This window comes from Psychrobacter sp. MF31 (assembly GCF_012847335.1).
Taxonomy (GTDB): Bacteria; Pseudomonadota; Gammaproteobacteria; order Pseudomonadales; family Moraxellaceae; genus Psychrobacter.
In genome coordinates, this window is record NZ_JABBDX010000003.1 from 132,762 (window position 1) to 144,820 (window position 12,059).

Here is a 12,059-nt window from a genome sequence, read left to right on the forward strand (position 1 = left end):
TGATAACATTTTTTGCCAAAAACCATAAGCGATATCGGCAATGATTTTGCTGATGATAAGCTAAATTTTAATCGAGATTTTGAGCCGATTTTGCCGATCTTTGGCGACCAGATTGGCGGATGTCTTGAATAGCAAGCTGCTTAATGAGCGCTTGACGTTGACGGCAGCTATAAAAAATAAACGCGATCATGACGCCCACAGTAATCGCCCAGCACGACCAAACAAACGCGCCATGATTTCCCATGGCGATAAAATCCGCAAAATTATAAAAATACGGCTGCATGACGCGCTCCTGTTATTTATTTTGGCTGCGAACGTAATCTTTGACCCAAGCTTTGCCTTGGTCGCGGTACAAAATCAAGGTGTTGGTGCGGTAAATAGCAAGCGTTGCCACCAATAAATAACTGCCGATAATCATCAGTAGCAGCGGCATCCACATGTTTGCAGACATTTTTGGCGCGGCTGTTAAGGTAAACGTTGCGCCTTGATGTAAGGTGTTCCACCACTCGACCGAGTACTTGATAATCGGTAAATTGACCGCGCCAACGATGGATAAAATTGCTGCTGCCTTACCGCGATTTGCCGTGTGCTCAAAGGCGGCAAACAGCGCCATGACGCCAGCGTACAAAAACGCCAAAATCAGCATTGAGGTCAGCCTTGCATCCCAAACCCAGTAGGTTCCCCAAGTTGGCTTTGCCCAAATTGAGCCGGTGAGCAAGCTGATCACGCAAAGCAAAAAGCCGATTGGCGCGATGGCTTGGGCGACCAAATTTGCCGTTTTAATTTTCCAAACCAAATAAATCACGCCCAAAATCGCTAAAGCAAAATAAATGGAAATCGCAAGGCTTGCTGCTGGAACGTGAATAAAAATAATCCGGTAGCTGTTGCCTTGTAAATAATCCGGCGGCGCAAATGCCAGCCCCCAAATACTGCCAATGGTCAAACAAATCGCGGCAAGGATGGCAAGCCACTTGACCCAAGGCGCAAAAATCCGAAAAAACTGCTTGGTGCCAACGGTGGTCAAAAAACCTTGCCAAAGGCGCTGCCAAAAGCTCATTGATGACGCAGGGGTTGGGTTGGGCATGAAGATAAACCTATGTTTTAGCAGCAAATCAGCGACCTGCCAGCGTTAATAATCACCTGATTTCATTATAGCAATATTGCAAGATTTGTTCACCATTGCCACAAAAGATGTTGCACCAAATCAGTTGAGCCAAGCCATTTTTAGCGTCTGCGCGATCACCCAAGGCATCACAAGCACCGACACAATACTTCCGGCAAGCAGTAGCGCCAAAATGGGCAAACCGTTTAATCCTGTGGCAAACAAATCGACCGCGCCGGTGGCAAAAATAAGTACCGGAAGCTGCATCGGCAATGCAATTAAAGGCACAAGAACGGCGCCATTTTTGAGGGATAACGTCAAGCTGCTGGCAATGGCTGAGAGCATTAGCAGCATTGGGCTTCCGGTCAAAATTGACGCCATTAAAATGCCAGTTTCAAACCAGTTTAATTGGAATAACGGCACGGCAAGTAAGCTTAACAGCGCCACAATACCACTGCTAAAAATCCAATGAATGGTCAAGCGAATCAGCACCCAAAGCGGCAAGGAGGCTTGAGCGACAACCAATTGCGCAAGCGTGCCATTATCAAGCGCCGGTTTAAATAACCCATCAACGCCCATCACCAAAGAGATGAGCGCGGCAATCCAAACAGCGGAAACGCCCAAGCGCTGAAGCAATTGCGGCTCGCTACCAACCGCTAGGGGAAATAAAGTGATAATGACCAAAAACAGCACCAAAGGATACAGCCATTGAACCGCCCCTTGCTGCTTGACTTGCCACTCACGCCGCCAAAGCTGCGCCAAACTGATGCCGCAAGACGCCGGACGATAATGATCGGTTTGCTCAATATTTTTTGCCATCATCATTCCTTGGGCTAAACCATAAATTCGGACAAATCAAGATGACGACTGGCGACTTTGACCGCTTGGTGGCTGGTCATGAGCACCGTGCCGCCTGCTTTGCTAAACGCCAAAATTTGCGCTTCCATTTTGGCAACCATTGCCACATCAAGCGCGGTCATCGGTTCATCAAGCAGCCAAAGCGGCGTCATCTCAGCGGTCATCAGCTTAAGCCTTGCCAGTGTCACCCTGCGCGTTTGCCCCGCTGACAAATGGCTTGAGGACAGCATCTCAAAACCTTGCAGCCCCACCCAATCTAAAGCCTCGTCGATATCCGCCGCCGTGGGACTCATGCCATATAAGTTGAGCAAAAACGTTAAATTTTGCTTCACCGTTAAATTGGGATGGATGCCAAGCTGATGCGACACAAAAAGCGGCTGAATGGGAATACTTTTTAGCCCTTGATAAACAACTTCACCTTGCAAAATTGGCAAAAGTCCGGCAAGCTGCATTAAAAGCGTGGTTTTTCCTGTGCCGTTGTCGCCGACAATATGGCAAATATCACCAATCGCTAAGTCAAGATTGACCCCAAGACAAAGCGGCAGCTCACCGCGCTGAACGGTCAAGTCCTTTAAGGATAATAGCGGTTTTTGCAAAGCCATGGTCACCATCGTTGTTGATAAAGTTGCTAACCCAAAACGGTTAAAAGTAAGTAAACAATAAATCAAAAGCTGAAATGGCGATTGCTCATTTTTACAAGCAAATCATGGCATAATATAGCAAAGCTATGCCAATCGCCAAATTTGCCACCAAAACGGCGTTGCCAAACGATTTTTGCCCACAGTATAACAAATAGTCGATGATAATGACCTCAAAACCTTTGCAAAACGCCGCAATCGCGCCCAAAAATGATCACCAAGCCCAACTAAACGCGCTGATTGATGCTCAAGCCGCCTTTATGCAATCGTGGCTGAATGAAAAAAGCCAGCAACTTATTTTGGACGCGATCGCTTGGGGATATCAGCAGCCGCTTAAGCGCTATTTATCGCCCAAAGATTTGCAGCGCTTGGTGAGCGATTGGCTTCTGAATTATCCGCTCACCGACATGGTTCGCGCCGACATTCGCGCCATACTTCAGGCGATCATTTATCATCCCATCAATGATACCACGCCTTTATCCAGCATTATCGATGATGATCAGATCAATAGCCTTGCTCAATACATTAGCCGCCATGATGACCAACGCGCCGCGCTCATCCACGCGATCATTGGCAACGATACCTTTGCCGATTTGTTGACTAAGACTTTATATCATGCCATTAACGACTTTATGGAAGGCACGCTTGATAAAGCTGGCGGCGTTGGTAAATTGATGAAAATGGGTCGAAGCTCGTTTGAGCGCGCCACCAACAAAAGCCTTGATGACAAGCTTCAAGGCTACTTGCACCGCAATATTAAAGAGCTAAGCCTTCGCGCTGAAGCCAATGCCAACGCTCATTTATCCAATGATGAAGTGACGCGACTACTCATCAAAGGCTGGTCAGGGGTCAAAGATTTGCCGGCAAGCACCCTTCAGCACTATCTTGACAATGACGACAGCAATAACAGCATTGATATGATGGAAGCTCAATTTTCCCAAAGCTTTGATCGGCTTCGGCACTCAGCCTACTTGGAGCAATTATTAAATGCGGCATTAATGGCGTGGTATGAGCGCCATCAATCGGACAGTTTTGGTCAAATTGCCAAAGGCTTACATTTAGAACCTGCCGCTTCCATTGAAATTACGCGACTGATCTCGCCTTTGGTTCAAGATGCGCTGGCAAGCTCGTGGGTTATGACCACCACCAAGCAGATGCTGAGCGACTTTTATCAACAAGCCGATTGTGAATCATTAGCCCTTTCGCAAAATATGGCAAGCGCCTTAAATCATGAGTAATCAAAATTTTATGGGTATGTTAGATAACTTAGCTACTTTGCCAAACGTGGTCAATTTGAGCCATCCTTTATGAGTCAACTTCCTAAAATCAGCGTTTGGCAAAAAATCAAACAGCTGCTGACCAAACAATCGACCGAAAATAATGATACGGCAAAACCGCAAGCAAGTTCTGACGCCGCCTCGGACAAATCGGCGCAACCTGAATCTGTTCAAAATGAGGAGTCGCAACAACCGCAGAACGCTAACCGTCATGTCCCAAACGACGATGAGTTGCCGTTTTTTGACCGCGTAAGCTCAGATGCCACCCCGATTACTGATTTTATCAAAGGCTACTTTGAGCAAAAACAGTGGCATTATACCTATTACGCGCCGCGCGATAGTGACTCGCAGCAGTCGCATCATTTGTCCTTGCGAATGAAAAACAAAGACATCGATTGCGGCTATTTGTTTCGCGTTCAAGAGCAAAACCACTTTTTGGCGGTTTATGGCATTTTGCCGTTTTTGATTCCAGAATCCCACCAAAGCGCGGCGATGCTGCTTATCACCCAAATCAACTACGATATGATTATTGGCAATCTTGAAATGGACATTAATGACGGCGAGGTTCGCTATAAAAATGCCATCGATATTGAGGCGCTTGGTCTTGATGAAGATATCATCGAGAGCTTATTGCAAAGCGTGGTGGCAATGACCACGGTGAGCTTTGAGATTTTTAGCGACTTAATCAACACGCCAAGCCCCTCAAACGATTTGCCAACGCTACTTGAAGAGCTTCGGCAAGAGGCGCAATCGCGGACGTTTTTTTTGCCGACCGAATTTGTTCAATAAATTCAATAAATATTTAATTTTAACAATGACTGATTCATTATGCTAAAAATTGCTTACTCTGATGTGTTTCGCTACCAAGTCCCCGAAAAACACCGCTTTCCCATGCAAAAATACACCATGATTCCTGAGCGCTTATTGAAGGAGGGCACGATTACCACGGATAATTTTTTTGCGCCAAAGCTTTTAAGCGAGGATGAGATTTTAACCACGCACACGGCAGAATATTGGCACAAGTTAAAAACCCAAACGTTAAGCGCCAAAGAAGCGCGACCGATCGGCTTTGAGATGACGCCAGAATTGGTCACTCGCGGTCGCTATATTGCTCATGCCACTTATGAATGTGCGCTATTTGCCAAAGATTTTGGCGTGGCAATGAACGTGGCAGGCGGCACTCATCACGCCTTTGCTGATCATGGCGAGGGCTTTTGCGTATTTAATGACGTTTGTATTGCCAGCAATTTGCTGCTGTCTCGCGGGGAAGCCTCACGGATTTTGATTGTCGATTTGGATGTTCATCAAGGCAATGGCAATGCCGCAATCATGCAAAATGAGCCGCGCGTGTTTGTGTTTAGCATTCACGGGGCAAAAAACTACCCGTTTCGAAAGCAAGTTTCGGACTTAGATATTGAGCTTGCTAATGACACAGGCGACGCAGAATATTTAAAAATTTTGCAGGATACGTTGCCAAAATTAATCAGCGACTTTCAGCCAGATTTAATTTTTTATCAATCGGCAGTTGATGTTTTGGCAACCGATAAACTTGGTAAATTAGCGCTGACACCTGAGGGCTGCCTTGCTCGTGATGAAATGGTGCTTAATCTTGCAAAAGACGCGCAAATTCCGGTGGCGATAGTCATGGGCGGCGGCTATTCGGAAGACATCAACGATGTGGTCGAAGCCCACTGCAACACCTTTCGCGCCGCCCAACGCATTTTTTTTAATAAGTAACTTTTTAACCCATAATTTTTATAAAAATGGATTAATTGCGGTTATCGCGTTTAACCATGGTCGTACCAATTAAGCTGACCAATTGCTGAGCAATATCGTCTTTGGACGCTTTATCTAAATTAACGCTTGCGGTTTGGTATTTTTCCGCAAAAAACACTTGCATGGCGTTATTGTCACTGGCAAAGCCAATATCGGCGCGTGACACATCATTGCAAGCAATCATGTCTAAGTCTTTATCAATCAGCTTCTTTTTCGCGTAGTGCTCAACGTCTTGAGTTTCTGCGGCAAAGCCGACGACAAACAAGTCTGGATTGGCATTTGAAATAGTCGCTAAAATATCAGGATTTTTGACCAACTCTAGCGTCATGGTGTCTTGCGTTTTTTTGATTTTTTGCGGGGCGGCGTCGCGAGTTCGATAATCAGCAACGGCAGCGGTAGCAATAAAAATATCCGCAGCTTGGTTTTGGCTTAATTCGTCAGCATCAAAGTCGTGGTCATGATCGCAGTCGCAATCGTCGTGGTGATGGTGGTGGTGCTCATGATGATGGTGGTCATGAACGTGGTCATGGTCGTCATTGGTGATTAGCGCAGGATGCGTTCCGGCAACGCAATCGCTTACCGCTTTGAGCATATCCGTTGCAGACAGTACATCAATTCGAGTCACGCCAATCGGTGTTGGTAGGGCAACTTTGCCGCCGACAATCAGCGCAACTTCTGCCCCAGCAGCAACGCAAGCTTTGGCAAGCGCAAATCCCATTTTACCCGAGGAGTGATTGGACAAATAGCGCACCGGATCAATGGCTTCAACCGTAGGTCCTGCGGTGATGACCACGCGTTTTTCTGCTAAAGATTGTGGCGTGCTAGATTGAGCAATAAATAATTGCGTTTGCGCAAGTAACATTTCAGGCTCAGGAAGCCGCCCTGCCCCAACATCGCCGCAAGCTTGGATGCCGCTTTCAGGTTGAATGATGTGATAATTTAAATCAGTCAAGGTTTGGATGTTAAGACTGACCGCCGGATGCGACCACATTTGCTGATTCATCGCAGGGGCAATCAGCACCGGCGCGGCAGTGGCAAGGCAAACGGTGGCAAGTAAATCATCCGCCATTCCCATGGCAAGCCTTGCAATGGTATTGGCAGAAGCGGGCGCGATAATGACCAAATCTGCCCATTTGGCAAGCTCAATATGCCCCATTCCGGCTTCGGCAGCCTCATCAAGCAAACTTAAATGCACGGGATTGCCAGTCAGCGCTTGCAAAGTTAATGGCGTGATAAACGCCTGAGCGCCTTGGGTCATAATCACGCGAACCTCAAAGCCGGCTTTGATCAGTAAGCGCGCAAAAACAGCAGATTTATAAGCGGCGATGCCACCGGTGATGGCAAGGACAATTTTGATCATAAGGGTGATTTCAATATTAAAAATGGGCAAAAATTGCGCTTATGGTATCAATTTTGGGCGAAATTGGGTAATATTTTGCGCAATTTATCTTTGATTTGCTTGGTCAATTGGCAAAATTTTAATCATAAGCGCATCATTATCACCAAGGATAAAGGCAAGTCATGGCAATCAAAGACTGGCACGAGGACGACCGACCCCGCGAAAAGCTGCTTAAATTTGGCGCGGCAAGCTTAAGTGATGCTGAAATTTTGGCAATATTTTTACGAACCGGAACGGCAAAGCTGAGCGCCATTGATTTGGCGCGCGAGCTGATTGACCACTTTGGCAGCCTTGCCAATTTACTTGCCGCGCCCAAAGACACCGTTTTGGCGTGTCATGGTATGGGCGTTGCTAAATACGCGCAGATCATGGCATCGCTTGAAATGGGCGTTCGCTATTTGGACGGTCAGCTGAAATCCGGTCAGCATTTTGCCGAGTCAACGATGGTGAAAGACTACCTTCGCGCACGGCTTTCGCGTGAGCCGCGCGAGGTGTTTGCGGTCATGTGCTTGGATGATGCACTTGGGCTGATTGATTTTGAGATTTTATTTACAGGCGGGATATCAAGCTGCTCGGTTTGTATCAAGCATGTGCTTCGCCACGCGATTAGCCATTCAGCAAGCCAGCTTATTATCGCCCACAATCACCCAAAAACTTCAGCTGCGCCATCCGCTGCCGATGATGAGTTAACGCATCACTTAAAAGCCGCTTGCGAGCTGATCGATTTGATTTTGGTGGACCATATCATTGTTGGCGTTGGTAAGGTATTGTCTTATAAAGAAATGAATCGAGCGCCATTTTTCCATTAAAGCTGATCAAAAATTCGGCAAAATATGATTAAAAAAGCGCTAAAACATGACTTGATACAGTTTTTTGACATAGATTAGCACAATTGTCCTTGATAGTTATGCGCGAATATTTCATATTGCTAACCAATTGTATATTAAGGCTCAGCACTTATTAACCTAAGGGTAACACTATCGCCGTGGTTTGATTAACTAAGACTATTTTTAAGGTTAAGATAAAGCGGCAACTTTTTAAAACCATAACAACGTTATTTATTCATTTTTATTATTTATTGTTTGGAGACCGTCATGGCGATTGGCTTATTTATTCTGGCAGTCATCATTGAGTTGGCAATGGTTTTAGCCATCTTTTTGCTGTCATTATCGCGGGTGACGGGCAGTATTTTTGCGCTAATCACTGTAGCCGTTTGCGCCTTTATCAGTCCATGGTCGCTGATTTTGGGCGTTCCCATAGCGCTGCTGTGCTTGGTGCTTTTAATCTCCCCACTTCGCCAAAGCTTGATTACCAAGCGCGTTTATAAAATTTTGGCAGGGGCGATGCCAAGCATGAGCGACACCGAGCGCGAGGCGTTGGATGCCGGAACCAGCTGGTGGGAAAAAGAGCTGTTTATGGGCGCGCCTAACTGGCATACGTTTGCCAATTATCCTTATCCAAAACTGTCGGCAGATGAGCAAAGCTTTTTGGATAATGAGGTGGAAGCGCTTTGTGCCATGCTCGATGAATGGCAGATTCAACACGAATTTAAAGGATTACCGGATGAAATTTGGCAATTTATCAAAGCCAATGGCTTTTTAGGGCTAATTATTCCCAAAAAATACGGCGGTCTTGAATTTACCTCTTATGCTCAAAGCCGCGTGATGAGTAAGATTGCCTCACGATCGCCCACAGCGGCGGTCAGCTGTATGGTACCCAACTCTTTGGGACCTGGTGAGCTGCTCATGCACTACGGCACGGACGCACAAAAGCGGCGCTGGCTGCCTGGGCTTGCTAAAGGGAATGAGATTCCGTGCTTTGGATTAACGGGTCCTGAGGCGGGATCGGACGCCGGCGCTATTCCCGATACGGGCGTGGTTTGCTACGGTGACTTTGAGGGTCGTCAAGTCTTAGGACTTAACATGAATTTTTCCAAGCGCTGGATTACTTTGGCGCCGATTGCGACCGTGGTTGGGCTTGCCTTTAAAATGTATGATCCTGAAGGGCTTTTGGGAGACCCTGAAAAAACCGATTATGGCATCACCTGCGCGCTGATTCCGGCAAGTCATGAGGGCGTCATCACAGGACCGCGCCACAACCCAAGCGGCTCGCCGTTTATGAATGGAACGGTCGATGGCAAGGATGTGTTTATTCCGCTTGATTATATCATTGGCGGTGTTGAAAATGCCGGTCGCGGCTGGCGAATGCTGATGGAATGCCTAGGCGTTGGTCGCGGTATTTCCTTGCCTGCCCTATCGACTGCGGCAAGCGAGATGAGCTATCTTAATGTGGGCGCGTTTGCCAAAATCCGTGAGCAGTTTAAAATCTCGGTCGGCAAATTTGAAGGCGTTCAAGAAGTCACCAGTCAAATGGCAAGCCAAACTTATATGTTAGAGGCGTTTCGCCACTTAGTCACTTGCGGTCTCAACCAAGGTGGCACGCCGTCCGTCATGACGGCTATGGCAAAATACTACGCGACCGAAACCATGCGCGAGGTCATCAACGGCGGCATGGACGTGGTCGGTGGTCGCGCCATCCAAATGGGACCCCGCAACTTTTTATCGACCGCTTATCAAGCCATTCCGGTATCGATCACCGTTGAAGGCGCCAATATTTTAACGCGCTCCTTGATGATTTTTGGTCAAGGGGCAATGCGCTGCCACCCCTATTTGTTTGATGAGCTGCAACTGCTGCAAAGCGAAGATAAAAATACCGCGCTAAAATCCTTTGATAAGCTATTTTTTAAGCATTTAGGCTACACGTTTAATCGCGGCGCCAAAGCGTTTGTGGCAGGTTATTTGGGCGGCAGCAGTGATGCGCCCATTTTCGTTGATGCCTTTACCCGACCTTATTATCAGCATATCAACCGATTAAGCGCGGACTTTGCGCTGACAGCGGACATGGCGCTTGGGCTATTGGCAGGGGATTTAAAGCGTAAAGAGATGCTCTCAGGGCGTTTGGCGGACATTCACGGTCATTTATTTATCGCAACCGCCATTTTGCAATTTTATCAAAACGGCAGCAAATCGGTTGCTGAGCGCCTTCATGCTGAGGTTGCTTTAAAAAACAGCCTTTATACCATTCAAGAGGCGTTTTTTAGCTTTTATGCCAACTTCCCCAACCGCTTTGCCGCGCGCTTGGTTCAGTTTGTCACCTTTCCAAATGGTCGTATTTTTGCGCCGGTGAGCGATGACTTAAAGCAAAAACTGGGCGATACCTTTATGGATGATTTTGAGGACAACCCGTTCCGCGATTATCTCAAATCGATGATTTACTACAACACCGAGCCTGAGGATGTGACGGGTCGCTTGGAATCGACGTACCAAACGCTATTGCTCATTGAGCCCTTGTGGCAGACGTTTAAAAAGGCGGAAAATAAAGACAAGTTTGAGGGCTTAACCTTTGAGGATCATGTGGTTGAAGCCAGTCAAAAAGGTGTGATCAGCGAAGAAGATGCCGAAGTGCTCATTCATTACAATGCCATGCGCTTTGACGCTTTACTGACCGATGTGTTTGATTCAAACCTTTGGCAGGCTCAGGAGCGCCACAATCCGCATACTTTAGAAAATGCCGTTCAGCAATTGACCGATTACGCGGCGATTAAGCAAGCAGCAAGGCGTCGTCATGGCATTGTCGATGAAGACCTGCAACATGACAAACCGACCGGCGATGACAACCCCGACCACGGTTATGAGCAAGATGGCAATGTCAAAAAAGCCAGCGAGCAGTCAAGCGCTAAAGAAATCCGTAACCAAGCTGACTTTGCCCACGACCATCCCGATAGTGAAGCGCTAAGCCACCGCCACCGTGATGCAGAATCCATGCTCAATGAGCGAATGAGCCAAAATCATTCGGCAAACACAGATGACAAATGGCACGATGGTCTGCGCCGTGATGATGAAAAATAGTTAACTTGATTAAAAAAAAGCAAGCCCTCAAAAGCTTGCTTTTTTAATTTATTTTTTACATCAATTAGGTAACTACGTATTTGGTCACCATCGCCAAACAGACCAAAACGATCACCGGTCGAATCAAGCGGCTGCCGCCTTTAATCACCATTTGCGAGCCAAAATAAGCACCGATAGTTTGCCCAACCATCATCGCAAGCCCCACCTTCCAAAGCACATTACCGCCGATAATAAAAAAGATCAGCGAGCCGATGTTACTGGCTAAATTGAGCATTTTAGCCGCGCCCGTGGCTTCAATAATCGTTCGACCGCGAAGCGCAACATTGCCAAGCGCAAAAAACATTCCGGTGCCAGGTCCCATATAGCCATCATAAAAACCGATAATCGGTGAGATGATTTTTTGCCAAACGCCCTCGCTGACTTTAGGCTCAGTTCGAACCGCCCCAATTTTGGGGGCAAGCAGCGTATAAATGCCAATGGCGGCAATCAAAAATGGAATCAGCTTTTCAAGCACATCCGGCGGCGACAGTTGAACGGCAATCGCGCCAAAGACAGAGCCAATAAACGAGGCAATAACTGCCGTTTTGATGGCTTTTGGGTCAACCACACGCCGCCGAATCATCGTTAATGAAGCGGCAAACGCGCCAGACGATGCTTGCAACTTGTTCGTTCCCAAAGTCATGACCGGCGGGATATTGGCAAGCAGCATGGCAGGGATGGTCAACAGCCCGCCACCACCAGCAATGGCATCGATAAACCCTGCTAAAGCGGCAACGCCTGCAAGCATTAGTATAATCTCAATTGACAACGATACGTCCATGACCCAACCTTTTAGATAGATGGCAAATCATCACTTTTTGAACAATGATGGTTTCGGCGCGACCAAAAACTTCCCGATTTTGGTTTGAAGCGCTTGTGAAAATAGAATAAAAATAACCAACAAGAAAACGCCGCGCCGCCTAAGGTCATGGTAATTTCACCAAAACTTTGCGTGATCGGCTGCAAAAATGAACAAAACTGACGTGAAATTGCGCTTATTATAAAGTTAAAGTGATAAAAAAAGCCAAAAATTGGCTAATTTCTGCTAGATTTAAAGGCAAT

At 46.9% G+C, this 12,059-nt stretch carries 11 protein-coding genes; 5 read left to right on the plus strand and 6 right to left on the minus strand.

The features are described from left to right. Positions 1-67: 67 nt before the first annotated feature. The 4 genes from ccmD to ccmA form a co-directional block, all read right to left on the minus strand. Entirely contained in the window at positions 68-283 is a 216-nt protein-coding gene (gene ccmD / locus HF322_RS05640; RefSeq protein WP_169392435.1) for a heme exporter protein CcmD, read from the minus strand. 12 nt (positions 284-295) lie between these two features. Continuing rightward, complete coding sequence (gene ccmC, locus HF322_RS05645; RefSeq protein ID WP_169392436.1) at positions 296-1,084, minus strand: heme ABC transporter permease CcmC; 789 nt, start codon at positions 1,082-1,084, stop codon at positions 296-298. A 120-nt stretch (positions 1,085-1,204) separates the two neighbouring features. Next, positions 1,205-1,921, minus strand: a complete 717-nt coding sequence (locus tag HF322_RS05650; RefSeq protein ID WP_223193187.1) for a heme exporter protein CcmB — start codon at positions 1,919-1,921, stop codon at positions 1,205-1,207. A gap of 14 nt (positions 1,922-1,935) precedes the next feature. Further along, entirely contained in the window at positions 1,936-2,562 is a 627-nt protein-coding gene (gene ccmA, locus HF322_RS05655) for a heme ABC exporter ATP-binding protein CcmA (protein WP_169392437.1), read from the minus strand. A gap of 203 nt (positions 2,563-2,765) precedes the next feature. On the opposite strand from ccmA, the gene HF322_RS05660 reads away from it, so the two are divergent. The 3 genes from HF322_RS05660 (at position 2,766) to HF322_RS05670 (ending at position 5,612) form a co-directional block, all read left to right on the plus strand. Next, positions 2,766-3,836: a hypothetical protein gene (locus tag HF322_RS05660; RefSeq protein WP_169392438.1), complete on the plus strand. Its 1,071-nt coding sequence runs from the start codon at positions 2,766-2,768 to the stop codon at positions 3,834-3,836. 69 nt (positions 3,837-3,905) lie between these two features. Continuing rightward, entirely contained in the window at positions 3,906-4,664 is a 759-nt protein-coding gene (locus HF322_RS05665; RefSeq protein ID WP_169392439.1) for a YbjN domain-containing protein, read from the plus strand. Between the two features lie 39 nt (positions 4,665-4,703). After that, entirely contained in the window at positions 4,704-5,612 is a 909-nt protein-coding gene (locus HF322_RS05670) for a histone deacetylase (RefSeq protein WP_169392440.1), read from the plus strand. Between the two features lie 31 nt (positions 5,613-5,643). Here HF322_RS05670 and coaBC read toward each other — a convergent pair whose 3' ends face one another. Further along, complete coding sequence (gene coaBC, locus HF322_RS05675) at positions 5,644-7,011, minus strand: bifunctional phosphopantothenoylcysteine decarboxylase/phosphopantothenate--cysteine ligase CoaBC (RefSeq protein WP_169392554.1); 1,368 nt, start codon at positions 7,009-7,011, stop codon at positions 5,644-5,646. 161 nt (positions 7,012-7,172) lie between these two features. Between coaBC and radC the strand changes: the two genes are divergently transcribed. Together radC and HF322_RS05685 are read left to right on the plus strand one after the other, a co-directional pair. Continuing rightward, positions 7,173-7,859, plus strand: a complete 687-nt coding sequence (gene radC / locus HF322_RS05680) for a DNA repair protein RadC (protein WP_169392441.1) — start codon at positions 7,173-7,175, stop codon at positions 7,857-7,859. Positions 7,860-8,144: 285 nt separating this feature from the next. Next, entirely contained in the window at positions 8,145-10,958 is a 2,814-nt protein-coding gene (locus HF322_RS05685) for an acyl-CoA dehydrogenase (RefSeq protein WP_169392442.1), read from the plus strand. A gap of 64 nt (positions 10,959-11,022) precedes the next feature. Here the strand turns inward: HF322_RS05685 and HF322_RS05690 are convergent, their stop codons facing one another. Beyond that, positions 11,023-11,778, minus strand: a complete 756-nt coding sequence (locus HF322_RS05690; RefSeq protein ID WP_169392443.1) for a TSUP family transporter — start codon at positions 11,776-11,778, stop codon at positions 11,023-11,025. Positions 11,779-12,059: the final 281 nt, after the last annotated feature.